Here is a 24,968-nt window from a genome sequence, read left to right on the forward strand (position 1 = left end):
CGTGGAAGGAAGGCGCGCCAGCGCCGACCGCCAAGGGCGAAGCAATCAACACAGCGATCGCCGCTTCGCCCGTGGAAGGAAGGCGCGCCAGCGCCGACCGCCGAGGGCGAAGCAATGAACTACGCGACCAGCGAGACCTGCTGGCCCGCCGGGGTGTCGCCGTAGCGGTCGACGACCTTGTTCAGCTGGATCTGGTAGTACAGCACGCCGAAGCCGATGATGCCGAGCAGGAAGCCCATGCCGCCGCTGCAGGTCGGCTGGAGGCCGGCGGCGCGCTGGGCCTCGGCGATGCGGCCGCCGAGCTTGACGTACATGATCAGTGGCCAGATGCCGAGCGTGATGGCGCCGAACAGCATGGACAGCAGCGCGTTGGTGGCGGCGTTGTCGATGCGGCGGTCGTACTGGTGCAGCTCGTTGTGGACCTTGAAGAACCAGACCAGCCCGTAGATGCCGAAGGTGATCATGGGCAGGCCGAGCCAGGCTCCGACCGGGTTGCGGCGCTTCATGTTGAGGCCCGCGCCGACGGCGGCGGGGGCGGCGCCCTGCTGCGCCGGGGCGGGCGCGTAGCCGCCCTGGTAGGCCTGCTGCTGCTGGCCCTGGCCCTGCTGGGGGTAACTCATCGAGTTCGCTCTTCCTGTGGGACGCGGTCGTTTTCCGGCCGACCGTCCGTTACCGTTCACCCGTAAGGCTGAGCCCAAGACTGTAACGGCATCGGACCACGTCGGGGGTATAAATCGCCGACTTTGGCCAGTTTGCGGGCGACTTCGCCGGGTTTTCGGGCTACCGCAGCGGGATCGTCACCTCGTCTTCGCACGGCGGGTCGGCCTCGTGGTCGCCGCAACCCGTCGCGGCGAAGCAGCGGATGCGCAACCGCGACTCCGTCACGTCCAGCCGCAGGAAGCTCTTGAAGAAGGGCGGCCTGTCCCAGTCGGCGAGCTCCGAGCGGAAGCGCTGCGGGAGCCGGTGCACCGGCAGCCGCAGGAACCCGGGGCGGCGGCGGCCGTCGCGCGGGACGCCGAGGACCGCGGCGACGAAGCGCGCGCGGCGCGGCGGCCTGGCCTCCTCCCGCGCGGCCTTATAGCCCCGTCCCGGCCTGATGCCGAGCCGGTACCGGACGGCGGCGGTGGCCTCCTCCGGGGTCAGCTCGAACAGCTTCGGCAGCCGCAGCCACCGCCCGTAGAGCTTGCTGTAGCGCGAGAGGGAGTCGCCGCGCAGCGGGTAGCAGCGGAACTCGTTCTCCTCGACCACGTGCGTGCGCGGGATCGTGTGGGTGGCGTGCATGAACGCGCCGCCGCCGCCCGAGACGATGTACTGGATCGTGCGGCCGTCGCCGGTCCGCAGCGGGTAGCGCTGGTAGTTGTGGATGTCGCCGCCGATCGCGGCCACGTAGTGGTGGGCCGGGTCCCGGACGATCTCGTCGACCGTCCCGCCGCCCTCGATCTCCCCCGGCCGGTGCTCGTCGTCCACGTACAGCGGCTTTCCGGTCACCAGCAGCTTGGGTTTGGGGCCACCGGAGACCTCGCGCAGCCAGCGGCCCTGGTCGCGGTCGAGGGCGCCGGTGATGCCGGTGTCGATGCCGATGATCCGCAGCGACGGCGTGTCGATCGCCCAGTACGGCCCCGGCTGGACGGCGTGCTGGCCGGGCGCGCCCCGGTACTCGCGGCGGGCCTCGGCGACCGCGGCGGCGTCGACCTCGCCGGGGCGCCGCCACAGCAGCCGCGGGACGAACCGGAGCGCGCCGCGCCAGGGCGGCGGCGTGCAGTCGGCGTCCAGGCCGCAGAACACGTGCAGGAAGCCGCGCAGGCCGTCGTACCAGTCGTGGTTGCCGGGGACGGCGAAGATCGGCGCCGGGTAGTCCCGGTAGGGGCGGAAGAACTTGTCCGGGTACTGCGCGCAGTCACCGGTCGGGTAGATCACGTCGCTGGCGACGATCATGAAGTCGGTGCCGGCGGCGGCGTGCAGCAGCGGGGGCACCACCGCGTACTGCGAGCGGTCGCCCTCCCCCGTGTCGCCGAGCAGCGCGAACGAGAACTCCGGGGCCGAGCGGTGCACGGTGAACGCGGCCGGGGTGCCGCGCTCGCGCAGCGCGGCGACGCAGCGCCGCCGGATCGCGTTGGACGGGTCGCCGAACAGCTTCGCCAGCACGTCGTTGCGGGACCGCCACAGCGCCGAGGGGCGCCGCCAGGAGAAGTCGGGGACGCGCTCGGGCAGCAGCTCGTTGAAGGTGCCGGGCCTCCCGCAGACCCACCCCGCGCCCGCCTCGGACGTACGCGAGTTGTCGGGCACGGGGGAATCCTCGGACACGAAACGCCTCCGGCAGCGGTGAGGGGATCCTCACAGCCTGTCCGGAGGCGGTCGCGGCGTCAAGCAGACGCGCGCGTGCGCGTGGTGGACGCCGGCGCCACCCCCAAGGACGCCGGCGCCACCACGTCCGGGGCGTCCGCGAACACCATGAGTCCCCCCAGAACGGCGAGCGTGCAGTCGCCTCTCATGATGCCTCCGCAGGACGGCCCCCAAGGTCCCGAAAGCGGGACGTAACTGACGCTATACGGAGAGCCGTAATGCGGGCGTAAACCGCCCCAAACAGCAGGCAAAACCTCAGGGGGCCAGCACCCGCAGCGCGCCCGGCATGATCCGGGCGGTGACCGGCAGCACCCCGGGCAGCTCGCCGTCCGCCCCGTAGGGCATCCTGCGGCCGGACTCGCCGGCCAGCTCGATCCGCACCTCCCGGCCGCGCATGACCTCCACCTCCGGGCGCCGCACGTGCGAGCCGTCCGCCAGCTCCCGCATCACCGCGAAGAACAGCGTGCGCGGCGCCTTGCGGATGAGGACGACGTCGAGCAGGCCGTCGTCGACGCGCGCGTCCGGGGCGATGTGCTTGCCGAACCCGTAGTAGCCGGAGTTCGCCGCGACGACGGTGTAGCCCTCGCGCCGGTGCTGCGCGCCGTCCACGGTGATCAGGTAGTCGGCGTGCCGCCAGGTGAGGACCGCGCGCAGCGCGCCCACGTAGTAGGCGGCCGAGCCGCGCAGCAGCCGGGTCCGGTTGGCGTTGTCGTTGGCGACCGCGTCGATGCCCGCGTAGACGCTGCCGAGGACGGGCGTCCCGTTGGCCTCGATGGCGTCCACCGCGCGCGGCTCGCCCTCCAGCAGCAGCGGGGCCAGCTCCGCCGCGTCCGACGGGACGCCGAGCTGCCGCGCGAAGTCGTTGCCGCGCCCGGCCGGGACGATGCCGAAGAGGGCGTCCGTGCCGGTGACGGCGCCGCCGACGCAGCCGACCATGCCGTCGCCGCCGACGCCGAGGACGACGCGCCCGGCCTCCGCCGCGGCGCGGGCGACGTCGGCGGCGTGCTCCATGCCGCGGCTGTACTCGACGTCGAGTTCGGCGCCCGCCTCGCGCAGCAGCCGGCCGAGCGGGATCAGGCAGGAGGCGGACGCGGACCCGCCCGCCGCCGGGTTGACGATCGCGGTGAAGGCGCGCATGGCGGTCACGCCTCCGGCGCCGGCGGGACGAGGACGCCCGGATTGAGGACGCCCGCCGGATCGACCCGTTCCTTGACCGCCCGCAGCACGGCCGCGCCGAGGGGCCCGATCTCCCTGGCGTACCAGTCGCGGTGGTCGGTGCCGACGCCGTGGTGGTGGCTGATGGTGCCGCCCGCGTCCACGATCGCGTCACTGGCCGCGTGCTTCGCGCGCGCCCAGTGCTCGACCGGGTCCTCCCCCTGCGCGGAGACGACGGTGAAGTAGAGGGAGGCCCCGGACGGGTAGACGTGCGAGATGTGGCACATGACGAGCGGCGGCGTCCCCGCCTCCGACAGCGTCCCGGTGAGGGCGGTCCGCACGGCCTCGTAGAGCTTCGGGACGTCCGACCAGAACGCGGCGGTCTCCAGCGTCTCGGCGAAGGCGCCCGCGTCCAGCAGGGAGTCGCGCAGGTAGGGGGCGTTGAACCGGCCGTGCTCCCACTTCTCGCCCGGCCCGGCGCCGAGCGGCTCGCCGCCCGCGTCGCGGAGCACCTCCGCCGCCCCGGCCCGCCGGGCGGCCACGTCCGCCGGGGTGCCCTCGAAGCCGAGCACGGCGAGGCAGCCGGCCGACGACGCGCCCTCCCCGATCGCCGCGGGGTCGGCGAGACCGACCATGGTCTCCGCCTCGTCCGAGAGGCGCAGGACGGTGGGCAGCGGCCCGTCCTGGGCGAGCCCGCGGAGCGCGGCGGCGCCCGCGTCGAAGGACGCGAACCGCCAGCCCTCGTACTCCCGGGCCTGCGGGACGGGGCGGATCCGCACCGTCACCGACGTGATCACGCCGAGCGCGCCCTCCGAGCCGAGGACGAACTGCCGCAGGTCGGGTCCGGCGGCCGACTTCGGCGCGCGGCCGAGGTCGAGCGCGCCCTCGGGGGTCGCGACGGTCAGCCCGACCACCATGTCGTCGAAGCGCCCGTACCCGGCGGACGCCTGCCCGCTCGACCGGGCCGCCGCGAAGCCGCCGATCGTCGCCCACTCGAACGACTGCGGGAAGTGGCCGAGGGTGTAGCCGCGCTCGGCGAGCAGCGCCTCGGCTGCCGGGGCGCGCAGGCCGGGCTGGAGGACGGCGGTGCGCGACACCTCGTCGATCTCCACGAGGCGGTCCATCCGCCGCAGGTCGAGGGCGATGAACGCGTCCACCCCCTCGGGCTCCAGACCGCCGACCACGGAGGTGCCCCCGCCGAACGGGACCACCGCGATCCGCCGCGCGGCGCACTCCCCGAGCACCGCGAGGACCTCCTCGTGCGAGCCGGGCAGGACGACCGCGTCCGGGGCGTCCGAGGTCTCCCCGGCGCGGATGCGCAGCAGGTCGGGGGTCGACTTGCCGCGCGTGTGCCGGACCCGCGACTCGGCGTCGGCGCGGACGTTGCCGTCCCCGACGACCGCGGCGAGCGCGGTCAGGTCCGCGCCCGAGAGCCGGGGGTCGGCGACCTTCAGCGCCCGCAGCGCGGGCGGCGCCGCGGCGGCGGGCCGCACGCCGAGCAGGTCGCGCAGCAGCCCGGCCGTCCCCTCGGGCAGCGGCGCGGCCTTGGCCGGATCCCCCCAGCCGCTCCACAGCATGTCCCGCGTCTCCACGCCGCCTCCTCGTCGTCCGCCCGTCCCCTGTGTGCTTACACTGTGACACATGACGTCGAATCGTCACAACAGGCCGGCGGCGCGGACCGCCGACGACACCGTGCTGGACGCGGCGCGCGACTGCGTGCTCGCGGTCGGCGTGCGCCGCACGACGCTGACCGACATCGCCCGCCGCGCGGGCGTGTCCCGGATGACGCTGTACCGCCGCTGGCCGGACGTCCGCACGATCGTCGCCGACCTGATGACCCGCGAGTGGACCGCGCTCGGCGGCGCGCTGCAGCCGCCCGACGACGGCCGGCCCGTCCGGTCCCGGATGGTGGACGGCCTGGTCACCGGCGTCCGGACGTTCCGCGAGCACCCGCTGCTGCGCAAGATCATCGAGGTCGACCCGGAGCTGCTGCTGCCCTACCTGCTGGACCGCTGCGGCGCCAGCCAGCGGGCGTTCCTGGACTGGTTCGAGGAGGCGATCACCGCCGGCCAGCGGGACGGCACGGTCCGCGCCGGCCATCCCGGCCGGCAGGCGCGCGCGCTGCTGCTGATCGTCCAGTCCTTCGCGCTGTCCGCACCGATCATGATCGACGCGGCCGAGCCCGGCTTCGACGCCGACGCGTTCGACGCCGAGCTCCGCCACGTCCTGGAGAGGATGCTCGCCCCATGAACACCTCCGCACCGGACCCGCGCACGTCGCTGACCGCGGCGCGCCGGGAACGCGAGCTCGCCGCGCTCCCCGACGAGGTGGTGGACGTGCTGGTCGTCGGCCTCGGCGCGACCGGCGCGGGCGCCGCACTGGAGGCCGCGTCGCGGGGGCTGTCGGTCGCCGCGGTCGACGCGCACGACCTGGCGTTCGGCACCTCCCGGTGGAGCTCGAAGCTGATCCACGGCGGGCTGCGCTACCTGGCGTCCGGGCAGCTGGACGTGGCGCACGAGAGCGCGGTCGAGCGCGGGACGCTGATGCGCCGCACCGCCCCGCACCTGGTGCGCGCGCTGCCGTTCGTGCTGCCGCTGACACCGCTGGTGTCGCGCGGGCAGGCGGTGGTCGCGGGCGGCGGGATGCGGGCCGGCGACCTGCTGCGGCTCGCGGCGCGCACCCCGCGCTCGGTGCTGCCCGGCCCGCGCCGGCTGTCGGCGGTCGAGACGCTGCGGCTCGCGCCCGCCCTGCGCCCGCACGGGCTGCGCGGCGGGCTGCTGTCGTGGGACGGGCAGCTGTGCGACGACGCGCGCCTGGTCACCGCGCTCGCCCGGACGGCCGCCGGGCACGGCGCCCGCGTCCTCACCCGGTGCCGCGCCGTCCAGGTGGCGGGCGACGGCGCGCTGGTGCGCGACGAGCTGACCGGGCGGGAGTTCACCGTCCGCGCGCGGGCGGTGCTGAACGCGGCCGGCGTCTGGGCGGGCGGCCTCGTGGACGGGGTGCGGCTGCGCCCGTCGCGGGGCACCCACCTGGTGCTGCGGGCCGCGGCGCTGCGCGGCCTGTCCGCCGGGATGCACGTGCCGATCCCGGGCGGGAGCTCCCGCTTCCTGCTGGTGCTGCCGCAGGGCGACGGGCGCGTCTACGTGGGGCTCACCGACGAGCCGGCGGACGGGCCGATCCCGGACGTGCCGGAGCCCACCGAAGGCGAGATCGGGTTCCTGCTCGACGTGCTGGCCTCCGCGCTGGACGTCCCCGTCCGGCGCACGGACGTCCTCGGCGCCTTCGCCGGGCTGCGCCCCCTGCTCGACCTCGGGCACGGCCGCGACACGGCCGACATCTCCCGCCGCCACGCGGTGCTGACCTCGCGGGACGGCGTCGTCACGGTCGTCGGCGGCAAGCTCACCACCTACCGGCGGATGGCGCAGGACGCCGTCGACGCGGCGGTGCGCGCCCGCGGCCTCACCGCGGCGCCGAGCCGCACGTCCGGGCTCCCGCTGGTCGGCGCCGCCCCGCGCGCCCGGCTGGACGCGCTGGACGCGCCGTCCCGCCTCGTCCAGCGCTACGGGACGGAGGCGCCGATGCTGGCCGCGCTCGGCCGGGACGACCCCGCGCTGCTGGAGCCGGTCGTGCCGGGCCTGCCGGTGACGGGGGCGGAGCTGGCCTGGGCCGTGCGGCACGAGGGCGCGCTGGACGCCGGCGACCTGCTGGACCGCCGCACGCGGATCGGGCTCGTCGCCGCCGACCGGGAGGCCGCGCTGCCGGCCGCCGAAGCGCTGCTCCCCCGGGCCGCCCTGCGCTGAGGAAAGGCCGACGGAGGGCCGGGGGAAGGAAGGACTGAGACCTCCGTCACCCCTTCCGTCACACCCCTCCAGGTTTGGGCAGGAGCCGTTAGGTTACCCTTACCTAATCCACTGGAGATCGGCCGGGGGGACGAGTGACGCGGGGGAACGGCTGCGGGCATTGCCCGGGAAGCCACACGGGCGAGCGCCCGTGCCTGGCGAGCGCGACCGTGAAGGCGCGCGCCTGGCTGCTCGTCGAGCACCCCGGTCCGTGGCCCGAGAACGTCACCGACCTGCCCGGGACGGACCCGGTGGGCCAGGCCGTGCGCGCCGCGAAGAATGCGGGCGTCCGGCCGCAGCTGATCCGGCGGCCGGGCCGCCGCCGCGCCACCCCGCCGCTCCAGGTCTACGCCGCGTTCTCGCGCGGCGGCGAGGTCTGGATGGAGGGCCGCGAGCTGGCCGATCCGGCGGAGCTGGCGGCGCTCGACCTGGCCGCGCTCGCCGCCGGCCGGTCACCGGGGCTCGGCCCCCGGACCGCGGAGCCGGTGCTGCTGGCCTGCACGCACGGGCGGCACAACGCCTGCTGCGCGCGCACCGGGGCGCCGCTGGCCCGCGCCCTCGCCGGGCGTTTCGACCGCCGCGTATGGGAAACCACCCATGTCGGCGGCGACCGATTTGCGGCGAATTTGGTGTGTCTTCCCCACGGGCTCTACTACGGCGACCTCGGCGAGACCGAGGCCGTGACGGCCGTGGACGCCTACCTGCGCGGCGAGGTCGTCCTCGACCGGCTGCGCGGCCGGGCCGGGACGCCCGAGCCGGCGCAGGCGGCGGAGCACTTCGTCCGCGCCCGGACCGGCGTCCTCGGGGTGGACGAGGTGACCGTGGAGTCGCTGACCGGAACAACCCGGTACGAAGCCGTCGTTACCGCTCGGGAGAGCCGTTACCGGGTGGCCCTGGAGGCCGTCCAGCAGTCCGACCCCTGCGGCCCGGACTGCGGCGAGAACTTGCGAACCTATGTTGTTAGGGAACTCACCCTTCTCAACGAGGCGGCCCTCGTGTAATCTCCTTGAGGCCCCATTCGAGGGCCTCCGTGTCGCACGTCCCCAGGATTCCGGAGCAACCGGACGGGGAACAGAGCGGCAACTCCAGACGTTGGAACATTCGGCGCTTCTGACTCATGTCACCTGAAGCACGTCGAGCGTCCATGTCGTTTTTTGTTCGAAACCAATCAAGGTGGGTGTTCCATGGCTCAGGTACGTCGGCAGGCAAACCTCCCTCGTCCCAGCTGGGGCTGGCAGGACGCCGCGGCGTGCCGGGGGGAAGACCTCGTCCTCTTCTTCGGTCCCGACGGCGAGCGCCAGCCCGAGCGCGAGATTCGCGAGCGCAAGGCCAAGCAGATCTGCATGGGCTGCCCGGTCCGCACGGAGTGCCTGGACTACGCGGTGTCCCGGCCCGAGAAGTACGGCACGTGGGGCGGTCTCAACGAGGACGAGCGCGCGTCCGAGCGCCGTCGCCGGATGCGCCGCGCCAACGCCGCCTGACCGAGCGAGCGGGCAGGCCCAGAACGCTCCCGACGCGATCCCCGGCATGCCACCTGAAAACGTACGGCCCCGCCCCGCGGGGCCGTTTGCGTTGCCGGGGCGGGTTCCCCTCCGACCGGGTCGGGCCCGGTCGTCACATCTGCATCACAGGTGGGTTACATCGTCCCACGACATTCCATCGGGGATGCTTTTACCGCAAACGACTCCGCGATGTGACCCATTCACCGAAATTCGACGGCCGCCATTCCGGGGGCCGGGCGGACCGGCTCACGCCGGCCCGCCGCCTCCGTCTCCACCGCCGCCCGGCAAGCCCGTGCCGCCCGCGCCGGACGCGGCCCGCTCCAGCCAGGCCGTCACGTCGGCGTCCGTCAGCTGCTCGAAGTCGCGGTACCACTGGCCCACGGCGCGGAACTCCCACGGCGCCGCCGGGACGACGATGTCGTCCACCTCGGCCTCCAGCGCGTGGACGGTCTCCGCGGCGCCCACCGGCACCGCGAGCACCAGCCGGGACGGCCCGCGCCCGCGCATGGCCCGCACCGCGGCGCGGGCGGTGCCGCCGGTCGCCAGCCCGTCGTCCACCACGATCACCGGGCGCCCGGCGGCCGCCGGCAGCGGGCGGCCGCGCCGGTAGGCCGCGACGCGGCGGTCCAGCTCGGCGCGCTCGGCCGCCACCGTGTCCGCCAGGTCGTCCTCGCGCAGGCCGAGCCGGGCCAGCAGCTCGCCGTCGAACACCGGCGCGCCGCCCTCGGCGATCGCGCCGACGCCGAGCTCCGGCTGCGGCGGATAGCCGATCTTGCGGGTCACCAGGACGTCGAGCGGGGACCCGAGCCGCCGCGCGACCTCGTACCCGACGGGGACGCCGCCGCGCGGCAGCGCGAGGACGGCCGCCCCCTCAAGGCCCAGGGGGACGAGGCGCTCGGCGAGCACGCGGCCCGCCTCGGCGCGGTCGGTGTAGGGGAGCCGGACGGTCTCCGCCCGCTGGAAGTCCCCTCGTGCGGATCTGTTCCAGGACATGTTCCAGGACATGGGGACCACCCCCTTCCGGGGTGTCCCCTACCCACTCGCGCGGCCGTGAGGCGCCCGCTCAGGAACCGGCGAGCCACCGCAGCGGGTTGTCGCGCAGGATGGTGCCGAGCGTCGCCTCGTCGGCCCCCGCGGCGCGCAGCGCGGGCAGGAAGGTCTCGAACAGGTAGCCGAAGCCGGCGCCGCCGTAGCGGCCGATCTGCGCCATCCGGGAGACGCCGGTGCTCAGCAGCACCCGGTCGGCGTGCCCGGCCTCCAGCAGGTCCAGCACGAGCCGGACGCGGCCGCCGACGGCGTCCGGGTCGCCGCCCGCGAGGCCGAGCGTGCCGAACGAGACGTAGCCGCCCATCTCGGCGATCTTGCGGTGCTGGCCGGGGTCGTCCACCCGGTCCTGCTGGCCGACGGCGACGCGGTCCGGGGACAGCCCGGCGGAGGTGAGGATCTCCATCTGGGCGAGCCCGGACCGGCCGTAGGTCGCCACGGACAGGCCGGAGTAGCGGGCCGCCCGCGCGGCGGCGCGCAGGCACAGCTCCTCGGCGTCGGTCGGCGACTCGCCCCAGGTGCCGATCTCGCCGATGACACCGGGCAGGCAGTTGGTGCCGTCCATGCCGAAGCCGACCTCGGCGAGCAGCCGCTCCGCGAGCCGCTCCACGCCGGTCGGGCCGTCCGGGCCGGTCTCGGCGGCCAGCGTCTCCCGGACGAACGCCGGGTGGAACGGCTCGGTGAACACGCCCGTCCCGGCGACCACGGCGACCCGGGCGCCGGCGCTGATCCGGGCGAGCGCGGCGGCGTTGCGGCCCATGCCCGAGCAGGTGAGGTCGACCACGAGGCCGAGCCCGTGCTCCTTGCGCAGCGCGGACAGCTCCCGCTGGACGGGCTTCTCCTCGTCCAGCCAGCGGCCGGGGTCGGACTCGACCAGCTGGGGGCGCGCGGGCCAGCGCAGGTCCAGTTGGAGGTGCTCGTGAGCGAGCACCGGCCCGGTGATCTCGGACGTCGCGATCGTGCCGGTCACGGTCCGCAGCCGGCGGGTCTCCTCACGAGGGGTCATGCCACGCGAGGTTACGACATGTTTAACCTATTCAGAGCCGGGTTCGGGGTTGTTTTTACCTGTGGTCCCCTGGTCCCGGGGCACCTGGTCGGCCTGCGCCTCCCGCACGGCGCGCGCCCGGGCGGTGTCGCCGCTCGGCCAGTGCCGGTCGATCTCGGCGTTCAGCGCGGCCCCGATCAGCACCGCGAGCGCCGCCACGTACAGCCACGCCAGCACCGCGATCGCGGCGGCGAGCGACCCGTACACCGACACCCCGCTCAGCGAGCCGGCCAGGTAGATCCGCAGGCCCGCGCTGCCGACGATCCAGATCAGCAGCGCCAGCACGGCGCCGGGCACCTCGCGCCACCAGGCCGTCCGCACCGGGACGCTCATGTGGTAGAGCAGCGCGAGGAAGAGGATCGACAGGATCACCACGACCGGCCAGTACAGGATCTGCACCGCCGGCGCGCTCTCCGGCAGCGCCTGCCGCACCAGCGCCGGACCGGCCACCAGCATCGGGATGACGATCAGCATGACCAGCAGCCCGATGAGGTAGAGCACGAACGCGCGCGTCCGGGTGCGGATCACCCCGCGGACGCCGGACAGCCCGTAGGAGATGGTGATCGTGTCGACGTAGACGTTCGTCGCCCGCGAGCCCGCCCACAGCGAGATCAGGTAGCTGACGGACACGATGTCGGGGCTGCCGCCACGGATCACGTCGTCGATCAGCGGGATGACGACCGAGTCGACCGCCGGGCCCGTCAGCGTCGTCTGGGCCTGCTGGATCACCCAGGAGCGGATCTCGGTCACGGTGTCGGCGCCGAACAGGCCGCGCAGGTGGCCCATCGTGCCGATCAGCCCGATCACGAGCGGCGGCAGCGACAGCAGCGCGAAGAAGGCGGCCTCGGCCGCGAGGCCGGTCACCCGGTACCGGAACGCGCCGACCGCGGTGCCCTTGACGAGGAGCCAGCAGACGCGGGCGGCGGTGCGCAGGGCCGCGCGGGCGGTCGCGAGCGGCCGCGAGCGCGCCCGCGGCCCGGGGCCGCGCGGGTCCCGCTCGGAGTCGGAGTCCCCGGCCGAGGGGACGCCCTCGGCGTCGGAGACGGTCGTCACACCGCCCCACCGTAGAGCGTCGCGCGCCCGGAACATGCCGCCTCGCCCATTTCCGTGGTCCGCCGCGTGCGTCGCCGGCCCGTGCGTCGCGTGGCGCTCGCCTCCCCCGTCCGATCGTCTCCCCACCGGCCCGCCGCCCCGTACATGTCCTTGGCCATACCCGGTTGGACGGAGCGGAACGTCGTCCGGACCATGATCGTCCCGGTCCGGCCACGGGCGGGCGCATCCGCCCGTACCCGGGCGTGTCAGGCCGCCCGGAACGGCGCACCGGAACCGCGCACCGGGAGGGGCGCACCGGAGCCGGGCGCCGGGCACCGGGATCCATCGGTGACAATGGAGGTGTGATCTGCCAGTCCTGCCGCGAGCGCCGCCACGAGGAATGCCGTGGCGGCTCCTGGTGCGACTGCCAGCACCGGCCCCCGCCCGCGGCGCCGGAGCGCGGCGGCGCGCCCGGCACCCGCCCGGCCGGCGACGACGCCGAGCCCCGGGTGAACTGGCGGAGGCAGGGATGACCGGCCCCATGACACATCTCACGTGTCCGTATACCGGACGAGGCTGGACAGGCCGCGAGACGTCATGTCAGAGTCTGAGTATGACTGCTGCGGACCCCCTGCTGGCGAAGCGCCGGCACGTGGACTTCCTGCGCGTCCGCAGCGCGATCTGTCGGTGACGCCCCGACCACGCCCCCTGCTCAGCGGGCGCGTGGTGCATCGGCGTCACCTTTGACCTGATCCTGCTCAGCGTTGAGCCGGCCGTCTGATGCTGCCGGTGCGCTACGCGTCCCTCACGACCACAGATGAGGACGCGCGCCGTGCCACCCGCGATCAAGCGCAAGAAGGGCGAGGGCCAGTGGGCCCTCGGCTACCGCGAACCGCTCAACTCCACCGAGGAGAACAAGAAGAACGACGACGGGCTGAACGTCCGCCGCCGCATCATCGACGTCTACTCCAAGAACGGCTTCGACTCGATCGACCCGTCCGACCTGCGCGGCCGGTTCCGCTGGATGGGCCTCTACACGCAGCGCAGGCCCGGCATCGACGGCGGCCGCACCGGCGCGCTGGAGGACGAGGAGCTCGAGGACCGCTACTTCATGATGCGGATCCGCATCGACGGCGGTCAGCTGAGCGGCCCGCAACTGCGCACCATCGCCGACATCTCGCGCAACTACGCGCGCGGCACCGCCGACATCACGAACCGGCACAACATCCAGCTGCACTGGGTCGGCATCGAGGACGTCCCCGCCATCTGGGACGCGCTCGAAGCCGTCGGGCTGCACACCACCGAGGCGTGCGGCGACGTGCCGCGCACGATCATCGGGTGCCCGCTGGCCGGGATCGCCGCCGACGAGGTGATCGACGCGACGCCGCAGCTGCGCGAGATCCACGACCGCTACATCGGCTCGCCCGAGTTCTCCAACCTGCCGCGCAAGTACAAGACGGCGCTGTCGGGCTGCACCTCGCACTGCACCGTCCACGAGATCAACGACATCGCCTTCGTCGGCGTGGTGAACGACGCCGGGGAGACCGGCTACGCGCTGTACGTCGGCGGCGGGCTGTCCACCAACCCGATGTTCTCCCAGAGCCTCGGCGTGTTCGTGAAGCCCGAGCAGGCCCACGAGGTGTGGCACGGCGTTACCTCGATCTTCCGCGACTACGGCTACCGGCGGCTGCGCAGCCGCGCCCGGCTGAAGTTCCTGATGAAGGACTGGGGCGCGGCGAAGTTCCGCGAGGTGCTGGAGAAGGAGTACCTCGGGTACGCGCTGCCGGACGGCCCCGAGCCCGCCGCGCCGGACGTCCACCGCGACCACCTGGGCGTCCACCCGCAGCAGGGCGGCGGCTTCTACGTCGGGTTCGCGCCCCGCGTCGGCCGGCTGAACGGGGAGCTGCTCGGCACCATCGGCGAGCTGGCCGACCGCTACGGCTCGGGCCGGGTCCGCACGACGCTCGAGCAGAAGATGATCATCCTGGACGTGCCGGCGGAGAACACCGAGGCGCTCGTCGAGGCGCTCGCCGAGCACGACCTGCACGCGCGGCCGTCCACGTTCCGGCGGCACATGATGGCGTGCACCGGCATCGAGTACTGCAAGCTCGCGATCGTCGACACCAAGCAGCGCGCCATGGACCTGATGGACGAGTTGGAGAAGCGGCTCCCCGACTTCGAGCAGCCGCTGACCATCAACATCAACGGCTGCCCGAACTCCTGCGCCCGCGTCCAGGTCGCCGACATCGGCCTCAAGGGCCAGCTGGTGGTGGACGAGAACGGCGACCAGGTCGAGGGCTTCCAGGTCCATCTGGGCGGCCGGCTCGGCGCCTCGTTCGGCAAGAAGGTCCGCGGGCTGAAGACCACGTCGGCCGGGCTGACCGACTACCTCGAGCGGGTCGTCCGCAAGTTCGACGCGCAGCGCACCGAGGGCGAGACGTTCGCCGACTGGGTGCACCGCGCCGACGACGCCGACCTGAAGTAGCGGAGCGGATTCCCGATGAGCGAGCGCATGGCGCCGTTCTACTGCCCGTACTGCGGTGAGGAGAACCTGGAACCGCGTGCCCCCGAGGACTTTCCCGGGGGGCGTGGGGGGTCGTCCCCCCACAATGACGCGCCCGGTTCCTGGTTCTGCCCCGACTGCGTCCGATCCTTCACGTTGAAGTTCCTCGGTGTCGGAGTCCCCGGCACCGCGAGCAAGGAGATCCCTCGGTGACCCTCCTGGAGACCGACAGACCTGCCCTTGACCTCGAGGACATCGTCGAGTCCGCCGCCGCGGCCCTGGAGGGCGCGCCCACGCTGGAGGTCATCCGGTGGGCCGCCGCCACGTTCGGCGACCGCATCTGCCTCACCTCGTCCATGTCGGACGCGGCGCTGATCCACCTGGTGTCGAAGGTGAAGCCCGGCATCGACGTGCTGTTCGTCGACACCGGCTACCACTTCGCCGAGACGATCGGCACCCGGGACGCGGTCGAGGCCGTCTACCCGGTGAACATCATCAACGTCACCCCGTCCCGCACGGTCGAGGAGCAGGAGGCCGCGCTCGGCCCCCGGCTGTTCGGCCGCAACCCCGACCTGTGCTGCCACCTGCGCAAGGTGGAGCCGCTCGGCCGCGCGCTGGAGGGCTACATGGCCTGGTTCAGCGGCATCCGGCGGGACGAGACCGCGAGCCGCCGCGACCGCAGGGTCGTCGAGTGGGACCGCAAGCGCGGCATGGTCAAGGTCAACCCGATCCTGGACTGGTCCCAGGAGGAGATGGACAACTACATCGAGGACAACGGGGTGCTGGTGAACCCGCTGCACTACGACGGCTACCCCTCGATCGGCTGCGCGCCGTGCACCCGCCCGGTCGCGCCCGGCGAGGACCCGCGCAGCGGCCGGTGGGCCGGGATGGGCAAGACCGAGTGCGGCATCCACCTGTGAGCGCTCCCCCGATGGTCGCGGTCGCGCACGGGAGCAGGGACCCCCGCGCCGCCGCGACCGTCGCCGCGCTGCTCGACGCCGTCCGGGCGCTGCGCCCGGACGTGCCCGCGCACGCCGCGTTCCTGGACCACGCACCGCCCACACCCGACCAGGTGCTGGACGGTCTGGCGGAGGACGGTGCGGGCACGACCGTCGTGCTGCCGCTGCTGCTCACCGCCGCCTACCACAGCAAGACCGACATCCCGGGCGTCCTGAACCGGGTGCGCGCCCTGCACTCCCGCCTGCGGCTGCGCACGGCGGCCACGCTGGGCCCGCACCCGCTGCTCATGGCCGCTCTGGAGCGCCGCCTGCGGGACACGGGCGTCGAACCCGGCGACCCGGACACGGCGGTCGTCCTGGTCTCGGCGGGCTCCAGTGACGCGTCCGCGAACGCCACGATCGCCCGGCTCGCCCGCGAGTGGCGGGCGCGCGGGTGGCGCGACGCCGTCCCCGCGTACGCGTCGGCGGCCGGCCCGAAGCCGGGCGAGGCCGTGGCGGCGCTGCGCGAGGCGGGCGCCCCGCGGGTGGCGGTGGCGTCCTACTTCCTGGCGCCGGGCTACTTCGCCGACAAGGTCCGCACGGAGACCCTGGCCGCCGGCGCCGACGCGGTCTCCCCGGTGCTCGGCGCGGCCCCGGAGGTCGCGGAGCTGATCGTCCACCGCTACGGCGAGGCACTGGAGAGCGCGGGCCGGGCCGCCGCCGGCTAGACGTTCGGCGGCCCGCCGAGCGGGTATGCGGGCCGCCATGGAACGCGACGACCCCGGCCACGAGCCCAGCGAGACGCACGACCGCGACTTCGCACCGGTGAACCGGCGCTCCGACGCCCGCGGCCGGACGGTGCCCGACGGGGAGGAGACCAGCGGCACGGGCACGCCCGGCGTCCGGTACGAGCATCCCGACACGCTGCCGCCGGACGAGGCGGGCGTCGAGGACGCCGAGCGGCACGACGACAGCCGCTGACGCGGGCTACCTGCGGTTCTGCCACCAGTCGGTGATGGCGCGGCGGACGGGCGCGTGGTGCTCGTCATCGACGATCTTGATGTCGCCCATCACCGCGGTGGCGGTGACGCGGACGACCGGGACGCGCGCCCCCGGGTGCGGGTCGCGGACGTTGACCTTGCGGTCGCCGAGGAAGTTGTGGCCGGCCAGCACCACACTGACGCCGTCCGGCACGATGATCTTGACGTCGCCCATCACGGCGGTCGCGGAGATCTGGACCTCGCCGGTCGGCACCTGCGCGCCGCGCAGGTCGAGTTCGACGTCGCCCATCACCGACACCGCCTCCAGCGGCCCGTCGATGCGGCCGACGATGCGCTCCTTGCAGTCCCCCATGACGGCGCTGAACCTGCGCTTGACCTGCGGCGGCGCGGGGTTGGCGCCGGGGGCGCCCATGCCGGGCAGGTCGGCGGTGATGCCTTCGAGGTCGCCGCGGCTGACCGCCGCGTAGGCGGCCTCGGTGCGCTCGGTCAGCTCCTCGAAGGTGAGCCGTCCCTCCACGGAGGCGACCCGCAGCCGCTCGACGACGGCCTCGCGCTCGGCGTCGGACGCCCGGATCGCGTCGGGCGCGCTTCTGGCGTCGAGCGGATCCGGCACGGGGTGGGCGTCCTGCCGCCGGGCCGGCGGGCGGCTGGGGCAGGGCCGCTCAGGCTGCGGACTGGACTGACTCATGATTCCGAAGGTATGCCCCCGGCGCACCACGACAATCCGCCGGGGGGACGAGATCGTCCCACCACTTCAGGAGGATGGACTCTCCGCCACCGTACAGGCACCATCTCCGGGTGGCCGAACCGGGTTCTGTATCCTGCCTGGCGTGGACACGCACGAGGTCGTCAACCAGGTGCCCCCGCTCACCGGGCACGACGTGGCCGACGAGGCCGCCCTGCTGGACGGGCTGGCGCGCGAGGGCGCCGGCTGGGCCGAGCCCGAGGTGCGCGAACTGGGCCGCCTCGCGGGCACCGAGGAGGCCCAGGAGTGGGGCCGGCTCGCGAACGAGAACCCGCCCGTCCTGCGCACCCACGACCGGTACGGGCACCGGATCGACGAGGTCGAGTTCCACCCCGCCTGGCACGAGTTGATGACCGTCGCGGTCACGCACGGCCTGCACGGCGCCGCGTGGGCCGACCCCCGCGAGGGCGCCCACGTCGCGCGGGCCGCGAAGTTCTACACCTGGCGCGTCGACGCCGGGCACGGCTGCCCGATCTCCATGACGTACGCGGCCGTCCCCGCGCTGCGCCAGTCCCCCGACCTGGCCGCGCAGTACGAACCGCTCCTCGCCAAGAACGAGTACGACTACGGCCTGCGCGCCCCCCTCACCAAGAACGCGCTGCTCGCCGGCATGTCGATGACCGAGAAGCAGGGCGGCTCGGACGTCCGCGCCAACACCACGCGGGCCGCGCCCGCCGCCGACGGCACGTACCGCCTCGTCGGCCACAAGTGGTTCACCAGCGCCCCGATGTGCGACGTGTTCCTCACCCTGGCGCAGGCGCCGGGCGGCCTGACCTGCTTCCTCGTCCCCCGCGTCCTGCCGGACGGCAGCCTCAACCCGCTGCGCCTGATGCGGCTGAAGGACAAGCTCGGCAACCGGTCCAACGCGTCCTCCGAGGTCGAGTACGCCGACGCGGTCGCCTGGCGGGTCGGCGACGAGGGCCGCGGCGTCCGCACCATCATCGAGATGGTCAACATGACCCGGCTCGACTGCGTGATCGGCGCCGCCGCCGGCATGCGGCTCGGCGTCACCACCGCCGCGCACCACGCCGCGCACCGCAAGGCGTTCGGCAGGTACCTGATCGACCAGCCGCTGATGCGCAACGTCCTCGCCGACCTGGCGATCGAGTCCGAGGCCGCCACCCTCACCATGCTCCGCCTCGCCGGCGCCACCGACCGCTCGGTCCGCGGCGACGCCGCCGAGACCGCGTTCAAACGCCTCGCGCTCGCCATCAGCAAGTACTGGATCTGCAAGCGCTGGCCCGCGCACGCCGCCGAGTCCCTGGAGTGCCTGGGCGGCAACGGCTACGTCGAAGACTCCGGCATGCCGCGCCTGTTCCGCGAGTCCCCCCTGAACTCCATCTGGGAGGGCTCCGGCAACGTCGCGGCCCTGGACGTCCTGCGGGCCATGGCGAAGGAGCCGCAGACCGTCGAGGCGTTCTTCACCGAGGTCGACCGCGCCGCCGGCGCCGACCCCCGCCTCGACGCGGCGGTGCGCGAGATCAAGGCGTCCCTCGGCGACTTCGACACCATCGAACTGCGCGCCCGCCGCATCGTCGAGCGCATGGCCCTGGCTCTGCAGGCGTCCCTCCTGGTCAGGCACGGCCACCCGGCCGTAGCCGACGCCTTCTGCACCACCCGCCTGGCCGGCGACTGGGGCACCGCCTTCGGCACCCTCCCGCCCGGCCTCGACCTCGCCCCCATCATCGACCGCACCACCCCCAAACTCGGCTGACCCCACCTCAAGCAGCGAACTCGCCGACGGCAAGCCGCCGCCTCACGCCGACCGCATGCAGCACAACCTCACACCGCCCAACACCCGATTACACTCCGTAACGCCAAAGCCGTACTGCCGAAGGCCACATTCGCTCAGATCAAGCAGCATGCCCAGACGCAGCTTCCCAGCGGCTGCCAGGCATCGCCAACGACCTATGGCGAGCCGAGTCGCCCTCACATGCCGATGAGCGGACGTCCACCCCCGCTCCACGGGTCACCCGCCGGCGCATGGCTCCCGCTCCCGCGTCGGAGGGCACGATCAACGAGTTCGTCAACGCCCGCCGTCAACGTCGAACGATTGCCCACCGAGGGTCCAGCGACCACTGGCGGTACATCACAGCCTTCCAGCGGCACCTCTTCGGCCGCGGTGCTCGATCCATTTCTGGCGTGGCCGGATGCCGTAGAGGCACCAGAATCGACGTCAGTAGCCTTTGATCCCGCGTGGCGTGGACACGATGGTTCGGGCCCGTTCGGGGGTGACCAGGTCTCGTAGCACCGGGTCGGTGAGCGGTACGACCGGCGCGATGCGGTACGGGGAGTCGGAGTGCCAGCGGGGTAGCGCGGCCGCAAGAACGCTCCAGGCATGGTCAGTGGCCCCGGTTTGGACGAGCGTCCGGGCTTGGTGCAGCGCCTCCTGGAAGTCGGGCGGTTCCGGTAGCGGTGTTGGCACGAAGATGTCGATCTGCTCGATCTCTTCCTCGGTCAGGATCGCGGCGAAGAGCTGGCGGTGCGGGGCAACCGACGATCCGGTTCGGGTCGAGCGGTACAGGAACAGCGGCACGGCTTCGGCGCGCACCTGTTCCGGACCGATCTCTCGATCACGTGAGGGTGGGCGAGGATGCCGTTGCGGATCTCGTGGTGCGCATGTGTCGGATCAAGGAAGGCGTTCAGAATGACGACGAGGTAGGCGTTGGCACCCGAGCCTTGACGGCGGCGTTCGCGAAAGCGTCCGCGGCAGCGCGGACCTCGCCCTGCAGAGCCCGTTCGCGGCCTTCGGCTACCAGCTCGTCGGCTCCGTCGGGGTGAACCGGACGGCCATCGCTCCCACTGAGGTCTTCGAAGGATGCACGTTCGGCATCCACCAGCGCGGCGAACGAGTCGTACCGGTCCCCGAGGCCAGGGGACCAGCTGGCCCAGACGTAGGCCGCCCATTCGCCGGCCGCCGAGACGTCCTCGGGGTCGAGCAACCAGTACTGGGCGTCGGCGTCACCGGAGACCAGCAGCGCACGGTCGGCAAGCGCGCTCTCCTCGGGCGTGGCGTTCTCGCGGAGGACCTCCCACAAGTCGGCATCTGCGTCACGAAGCCAGCCGACCTCACCGCTGGTACGCATCGTCCACATGAACGGGCCAAGGTTCAGCCACCTGTCAGACGCTGCGAGAAACGACCGGTAGCTCTGCGGCAGGCGAATGCCCAGACGCTGCTCGAGCGCAGCGAGCCGGCCCTCGTCGGCGCCGTCGAAGCCCAGCCAGCCGGCGGATCGTTGCAGGTCGCCGACCTCGTGCAGGTCGTCTTCGAGGGCGACCCGCAACACCTCGGCGCTGTACTCGGCGAGGTACCGGCGCCACTGGTCGACAGTGCGTGCGCCATCAATGGATGCCATGCCGTATCCGCTCCAGGTCGAAGGCCGAAAGGAGAGGTCCCTCGGTCCAAGGCCCCGCACCACAGTTCGGCATCAGTTGTATCCCCGAAACATTCGGGTGTGTCCAGAAACACTGAACAGCCCGGACGCCGCCGGCCACGTCCGCTCATGCCGCGGAGCCCGTCGGTGGTGTAGCGGGCAACGGTGAAGCGGCCACGACCCGACGGGTCGCCAATGGCTCCCCAGGAGAGACAGCCGCGCGGATCGCGCCTTCCGCTCGTTCTGCCACACAGCCGATCCTGACCCGGGCCGTAAGGAGTGTCGACGTCGGCTCGTGCTACGAACTCAGGGAGCTCGTGGACTGGTCGATCAGGCTCTGGTCCTGTTGTGGAGCTGGCTCCTTTGCGGTTCTGCCGGGTAAGTGTCATTATCGCGGCATGATCTTCTACGGAAAGGGCGTCCTGCGCCCCAGTCGGTGAACCCCGGCCAGTGGGAGCCGGGCCGTGGTCCCGTCGATGACCGGACCACCCTGCTGGCCCATGCTCTCGCTCTGAACGCACTGCACGGCCCCGGCCCCTGGCCGGACGGCGGGTTCCCACTCCCCGACGAACCGCCGGGCCGCAACGGCGAGGACGGGCCCCTCATCACGAGCGTGGTGCTCGACGGCGTCCGGACCCACCACTTCGGCACGGCCTCGAACCCGGAGGCCATCACGCAAGTGGCCGATCTCCTGGAAGCGGCCGTGTCAGCCTTCCCCGACCCCGCATCGTTGGCCCGGCTGCATGCGGTCCTCGCCCGGCAGCATGCGGTCGATCTAGCTGATGACCTGGTCAAAGAGCTTCGATCACGCAATCTGCCCCGTGAACCGCTGCATGGGGTGGCGCGGCATCTGACCGAGTACGGCCCGGCACGAAACGCCGTCAAGCTGGGCATCGTGGTGCTGGGGGAATGCGGAGACGAACGCGACCGCGAGTTGCTGCTCCTGCTCGGCGCACTCGAGGAACTCACCCTGTACGCCGTGGTGGCCCTGGTGAAAACCCAACCAGACCCGCAACACGCCGTCTATAAGCTGGCGCGGCAGGTCAAGGACTGGGGACGGATCCATGCGGTGGAGCGTCTGGAAGGCAGCAACGATCCTGAGATCAAGGCATGGCTGCTGCGTGAGGGATTCCGCAATGGCATTCTGAACGAGTACTTGGCACACATAGCCGCAACGACCGGGGAGCTCTACACCGCCCTCCTGGAACCCGAGGTGGACCAGGCCCTGCTGAAAGGCGCCGGGCACATCCTCGCCACGCTCGCCCTCATCGGCGGTCCGGCCAAGGACATGACCGACTACGACGACGCCGTGCCCGCCATGCACCGCTACGCCGAACTCGCCGCCACAGCCGAGCCGACGCTGGACATGCTGGATGATCTGCTGACCATCAACCGGTGCGCATTACAGCCTGACGCGGGCATCGACTGGCCCCGTGGCGAGCCCGAACGCTTGACACATCGCTATGAGGAACTGCTGGCCAGACCAGTCTGGCGCGAACTGGTGCTGGCGATCCTCAACAATCCGCACAACTACGGTCCGTACGGTTTCGACACCGCGCTGTCCTGTGCCGGCCGTCTCGAGATGCCGGTGGTCGCCCAAGCGCTCCGCCACCTGGAACAAGATCCGTCCAGTGCCCATGCTTGGAGCTGGGTGGTCGACCACTCCACCAGCGAGACCGTCGGCTCCGTGATCGCCCTGGCCATGCGGGTCCTCCCGCTCGATGTGCTCACCAGCGGCCCCACCGTCAGCCGCGGTCTCGGACCCGAACACACCCTCGATCGTGCGCTGGCCGCCGTCATCAACGACCTGGACGAACATCCCGGCGCCGGCGTCGAGCTGCTCCGGATCTGCCTGTCCGCTCGAACAACGCCGACACGGCGCCGTGCGCTCCAGATCTTGACGTCCTGGCCGCCGGAGCACCGCCCGAGCGGTCTTCGTGTCTGGATCAGCGCTGCCGCATCAGCTGAGCCCGACGGCAAACTTCAGGAAGAGATGCAAGCCTTCCTGACCGGCTGAACCGCCAACCGGGTGCGGCACGAACACAGGAATCTTGTGACCTGGACAGGTATTTCTGGGTTCGTGCCGCACCCATCTTCGGGGTTTTGCCGCGCAGAACCGTCCCCGAACACTCACCCCAAGATCGCCTTCAGCGCTGACGGCTGTCCATGGCTTTCCCGACCCGGTCTACCTCAGTGTCGACGGTGGCCGAAGCATGAGCTGAGGACAGCCCACGGCTGAGTGAGCAACGCCCTCTTCTGCCGCCGGCTCTCCGGCCAGCAGGTCGGCTTGCCCGCCCGCGCCGGGTGTGGGCAGGGGCCAGAAGGCTGCCGGTGTCAGCCGGTGAGGCCGGCGTCGTGGGCGAGCAGGGCGACCTGGGTGCGGTTGTTGAGATCGAGTTTGGTGAATATGCGGGAGATGTGGGCTTTCACGGTAGCCACGCTCATGCACAGCTCGCCCGCGATCTCGGCGTTGGACTTGCCCCGCCCGACGGCGATGGCGACCTCGCGTTCGCGTTCGCTGAGCTGATGCAGCGCGGTGGTGGCGTGGTGTCGCCGGGCGGCGGCGCCGGTGTCGCTGAGATGGGCGATGAGCTGCCGGGTGACGGTCGGCGACAGGATGGGTTCGCCGGCCGCGACCCGCGCGATGGCGCGCAGGATCTCGGCGGGTGGCGTGTGTTTGAGCAGGAAGCCGCTGGCCCCGGCGCGCAGGGCGCGCAGGACGTACTCGTCGGCGTCGAAGGTGGTCAGGACGATGACCTCGGGTGGGTCGGGTCGGGCGCGGAGTCGTTCGGTGGCGGCGAGGCCGTCGAGGGTGGGCATGCGGATGTCCATCAGCACCACGTCCGGGGCGTATGCGTCGACGGCGGCGGCCACTTCGCTTCCGTCGCCGGCCTCGCCCACCACGGCGATGTCCGGCGAGCCGCCGATGACCATGGTGAGGCCGGCCCGCACGAGCGGGTCGTCGTCGACGATGAGGACCCGCAGCGGTGCGTTCACGTTGGGCTCCTTGTCTGTGCTCACCTGGGTCGGAGGCCGGTTCCGACCGCGATCAGAGGGCAGGCCACGGTAGCCAGGCCCTGAGCCGGAAGTCACCGGCGGGGGTGGGGCCGTGTTCGAGGCGTCCGCCGGCGAGGGCGGCCCGTTCGGTGAGCCCGATGAGGCCGGTGCCGGTGCCGGGGATGCCGGCAGGGCTGGTCTCGGCCGGGTACGGGTTGCGGATCTCGACGGTCAGGCCGTCGCCCGGGGCTGCCCGGACGGTGACGGCCACCTCGCCGTCGGGGGCGTGCTTGCGGGCGTTGGTCAGCCCTTCCTGCACGATCCGGTACGCGCTGCGCCCCACACCGGCCGGTACGGCGGAAAGCGCGTCGGTCCGCCAGTCGAGCCGTACCCGCATCCCGGCGCGCCGCGATTGGTCGACGAGATCAGGGAGGTCGGCCAGGGTGGGCTGCGGCCGTTCCGGCGTCACGTCGGACCGGCCGCCACCGGTGCGGAGGACGCCGATCACCTCCCGAAGGTCCTCCAGCGCCTGGTAGGCGCTGTCGCGGACCACCCCGGCGGCACGGGCGACCTCCTCGGGTGGAGCGTCGGGCCGTAGCTCTAGCGCCCCGGCGTGCAGGCTCAGCAGGGACAGGCGGTGGGCGAGCACGTCGTGCATCTCCCGGGCGATCCGGTTGCGTTCGCCCTGGCGGGCTTCGGCGAGGCGCAGTTCCTGTTCGGCCTCGACCCGTCCGGCCCGCTCCCGCAGCGACTGGCGCCGGGCCCGTACGAACATGCCCCAGGCGAGCACCGCGGCCCCGAAGACGACGCCCAGCACGACCTCCGACGGGGACCCGACCGGGACGTCGGGCCGGACCAGCAGCGTCAGGAACGGTACGAGCGCGTACCCGGCCACGATCGGGGCGACCACCGCGAAGCGCCGGTGCACCGCGACGGTGAACAGCGCGACGAGCGCCGCGCCCGCCGCCGACGTCGAATAGACGCTGACCAGACCCACGGCCACGGCCAAGCCGACCGGCCGGCGTCGGCGCAGCCACACCCCCAGACTGCACAGGCCGCCGAGGACGAGGTCGACGGTGAGCGGGACCGGTGCGATGTGTTGCGCGAGGCCGTCGCGCAGGGCGAGCACCGTGAGGCCGACGGCCAGCAGGAAACACGTGGCGTCGGCCACCCGGCCGCGGGTCGTGCGCTCGGCCGGGCGTACCGGACCGTGGTCGGCATCGCCGGTCGCGCCCGCCGGTTGCGGACTCCGATCCTGCGGGTCCGCCGGGACCATCATGATCGAAGGGTACGGCCGGGTCGGGCCCCACGGCATCCGACCAAAGTCGATTCCGCGGTGTAGACCTTGGGCCCACCATCATCGACCTGGGCTCGTAGCGGCGTATCCGGCCGCTCCAGCATCTTGTTCCACATCACCGGAACGGACGCCGAAGAAGACTCCGAGACCAAT

At 72.7% G+C, this 24,968-nt stretch carries 23 protein-coding genes; 11 read left to right on the forward strand and 12 right to left on the reverse strand.

Going from position 1 to position 24,968, the window contains the following annotated elements; genetic code table 11:
* Positions 1-119 precede the first annotated feature (119 nt).
* The 4 genes from HUT06_RS28640 to HUT06_RS28655 all read right to left on the reverse strand — a co-directional run bounded on the left by HUT06_RS28640 (position 120) and on the right by HUT06_RS28655 (position 5,075).
* A complete protein-coding gene (locus HUT06_RS28640; protein WP_176198548.1) occupies positions 120-620 on the reverse strand; it encodes a DUF4234 domain-containing protein in 501 nt (166 codons plus the stop codon).
* Between the two features lie 160 nt (positions 621-780).
* Positions 781-2,286: a metallophosphoesterase gene (locus tag HUT06_RS28645; protein WP_176198549.1), complete on the reverse strand. Its 1,506-nt coding sequence runs from the start codon at positions 2,284-2,286 to the stop codon at positions 781-783.
* A 312-nt stretch (positions 2,287-2,598) separates the two neighbouring features.
* Entirely contained in the window at positions 2,599-3,480 is an 882-nt protein-coding gene (locus HUT06_RS28650) for a diacylglycerol kinase family protein (RefSeq protein WP_176201685.1), read from the reverse strand.
* Positions 3,481-3,485: 5 nt separating this feature from the next.
* The gene (locus HUT06_RS28655) at positions 3,486-5,075 is read right to left on the reverse strand and encodes an FAD-binding oxidoreductase (protein WP_176201686.1); all 1,590 of its coding nucleotides are present in this window, start codon (positions 5,073-5,075) and stop codon (positions 3,486-3,488) included.
* Between the two features lie 64 nt (positions 5,076-5,139).
* Between HUT06_RS28655 and HUT06_RS28660 the strand changes: the two genes are divergently transcribed.
* From HUT06_RS28660 to HUT06_RS28675, 4 genes are all read left to right on the forward strand, one after another.
* A complete protein-coding gene (locus HUT06_RS28660) occupies positions 5,140-5,748 on the forward strand; it encodes a TetR/AcrR family transcriptional regulator (RefSeq protein ID WP_176198550.1) in 609 nt (202 codons plus the stop codon).
* A complete protein-coding gene (locus HUT06_RS28665) occupies positions 5,745-7,298 on the forward strand; it encodes a glycerol-3-phosphate dehydrogenase/oxidase (protein WP_176198551.1) in 1,554 nt (517 codons plus the stop codon). The genes HUT06_RS28660 and HUT06_RS28665 overlap by 4 nt, the downstream gene beginning before the upstream one ends.
* 209 nt (positions 7,299-7,507) lie before the next feature.
* On the forward strand, positions 7,508-8,338 hold the full coding sequence (locus tag HUT06_RS28670; protein ID WP_368406993.1) for a sucrase ferredoxin: 831 nt from the start codon (positions 7,508-7,510) through the stop codon (positions 8,336-8,338).
* A gap of 183 nt (positions 8,339-8,521) precedes the next feature.
* On the forward strand, positions 8,522-8,818 hold the full coding sequence (locus tag HUT06_RS28675; RefSeq protein WP_021600082.1) for a WhiB family transcriptional regulator: 297 nt from the start codon (positions 8,522-8,524) through the stop codon (positions 8,816-8,818).
* Positions 8,819-9,085: 267 nt separating this feature from the next.
* On the opposite strand, the gene HUT06_RS28680 is transcribed toward HUT06_RS28675, so the two are convergent.
* Genes HUT06_RS28680 through HUT06_RS28690 form a run of 3 tightly spaced genes read right to left on the reverse strand, consistent with a single transcriptional unit; the run spans position 9,086 to position 11,981 of the window.
* Positions 9,086-9,844 carry a phosphoribosyltransferase gene (locus HUT06_RS28680; RefSeq protein ID WP_254715437.1) on the reverse strand — a complete coding sequence of 253 codons (759 nt, stop codon included), beginning with the start codon at positions 9,842-9,844 and terminating at the stop codon, positions 9,086-9,088.
* Between the two features lie 58 nt (positions 9,845-9,902).
* Complete coding sequence (locus tag HUT06_RS28685) at positions 9,903-10,889, reverse strand: phosphotriesterase (protein WP_176198553.1); 987 nt, start codon at positions 10,887-10,889, stop codon at positions 9,903-9,905.
* 27 nt (positions 10,890-10,916) lie between these two features.
* Positions 10,917-11,981, reverse strand: a complete 1,065-nt coding sequence (locus HUT06_RS28690) for a YihY/virulence factor BrkB family protein (RefSeq protein WP_254715438.1) — start codon at positions 11,979-11,981, stop codon at positions 10,917-10,919.
* Between the two features lie 341 nt (positions 11,982-12,322).
* Here HUT06_RS28690 and HUT06_RS28695 point away from each other — a divergent pair, with 341 nt between their 5' ends.
* The 5 genes from HUT06_RS28695 (at position 12,323) to HUT06_RS28715 (ending at position 16,382) form a co-directional block, all read left to right on the forward strand.
* The gene (locus HUT06_RS28695; RefSeq protein WP_176198555.1) at positions 12,323-12,493 is read left to right on the forward strand and encodes a hypothetical protein; all 171 of its coding nucleotides are present in this window, start codon (positions 12,323-12,325) and stop codon (positions 12,491-12,493) included.
* A 299-nt stretch (positions 12,494-12,792) separates the two neighbouring features.
* On the forward strand, positions 12,793-14,445 hold the full coding sequence (locus HUT06_RS28700; protein WP_302931837.1) for a nitrite/sulfite reductase: 1,653 nt from the start codon (positions 12,793-12,795) through the stop codon (positions 14,443-14,445).
* A gap of 227 nt (positions 14,446-14,672) precedes the next feature.
* Positions 14,673-15,383 (forward strand): phosphoadenylyl-sulfate reductase, encoded by a 711-nt coding sequence (locus HUT06_RS28705; RefSeq protein WP_176198557.1) that lies wholly within the window; start codon positions 14,673-14,675, stop codon positions 15,381-15,383.
* A gap of 11 nt (positions 15,384-15,394) precedes the next feature.
* Entirely contained in the window at positions 15,395-16,129 is a 735-nt protein-coding gene (locus tag HUT06_RS28710; RefSeq protein ID WP_176201688.1) for a sirohydrochlorin chelatase, read from the forward strand.
* A 37-nt stretch (positions 16,130-16,166) separates the two neighbouring features.
* Positions 16,167-16,382 (forward strand): hypothetical protein, encoded by a 216-nt coding sequence (locus HUT06_RS28715; protein ID WP_176198558.1) that lies wholly within the window; start codon positions 16,167-16,169, stop codon positions 16,380-16,382.
* A 6-nt stretch (positions 16,383-16,388) separates the two neighbouring features.
* Here HUT06_RS28715 and HUT06_RS28720 read toward each other — a convergent pair whose 3' ends face one another.
* Entirely contained in the window at positions 16,389-17,090 is a 702-nt protein-coding gene (locus tag HUT06_RS28720; RefSeq protein ID WP_176198559.1) for a DUF1707 domain-containing protein, read from the reverse strand.
* A gap of 142 nt (positions 17,091-17,232) precedes the next feature.
* Here HUT06_RS28720 and HUT06_RS28725 point away from each other — a divergent pair, with 142 nt between their 5' ends.
* Positions 17,233-18,861: an acyl-CoA dehydrogenase family protein gene (locus HUT06_RS28725; RefSeq protein WP_176198560.1), complete on the forward strand. Its 1,629-nt coding sequence runs from the start codon at positions 17,233-17,235 to the stop codon at positions 18,859-18,861.
* 462 nt (positions 18,862-19,323) lie between these two features.
* Here HUT06_RS28725 and HUT06_RS28730 read toward each other — a convergent pair whose 3' ends face one another.
* The gene (locus HUT06_RS28730; protein WP_176198561.1) at positions 19,324-19,698 is read right to left on the reverse strand and encodes a hypothetical protein; all 375 of its coding nucleotides are present in this window, start codon (positions 19,696-19,698) and stop codon (positions 19,324-19,326) included.
* 91 nt (positions 19,699-19,789) lie between these two features.
* On the reverse strand, positions 19,790-20,503 hold the full coding sequence (locus HUT06_RS28735) for an SMI1/KNR4 family protein (RefSeq protein WP_176198562.1): 714 nt from the start codon (positions 20,501-20,503) through the stop codon (positions 19,790-19,792).
* Positions 20,504-20,957: 454 nt separating this feature from the next.
* On the opposite strand from HUT06_RS28735, the gene HUT06_RS28740 reads away from it, so the two are divergent.
* Positions 20,958-22,538, forward strand: coding sequence for a hypothetical protein (locus HUT06_RS28740; RefSeq protein ID WP_176198563.1), 1,581 nt, complete (start codon positions 20,958-20,960; stop codon positions 22,536-22,538).
* Between the two features lie 317 nt (positions 22,539-22,855).
* On the opposite strand, the gene HUT06_RS28745 is transcribed toward HUT06_RS28740, so the two are convergent.
* Both HUT06_RS28745 and HUT06_RS28750 read right to left on the reverse strand, forming a co-directional pair.
* On the reverse strand, positions 22,856-23,518 hold the full coding sequence (locus HUT06_RS28745) for a response regulator transcription factor (RefSeq protein WP_176198564.1): 663 nt from the start codon (positions 23,516-23,518) through the stop codon (positions 22,856-22,858).
* Between the two features lie 52 nt (positions 23,519-23,570).
* A complete protein-coding gene (locus HUT06_RS28750) occupies positions 23,571-24,797 on the reverse strand; it encodes a histidine kinase (RefSeq protein WP_176198565.1) in 1,227 nt (408 codons plus the stop codon).
* Positions 24,798-24,968 lie beyond the last annotated feature (171 nt).

Origin of the sequence: Actinomadura sp. NAK00032 (assembly GCF_013364275.1) — a bacterium.
GTDB lineage: Bacteria > Actinomycetota > Actinomycetes > Streptosporangiales > Streptosporangiaceae > Spirillospora.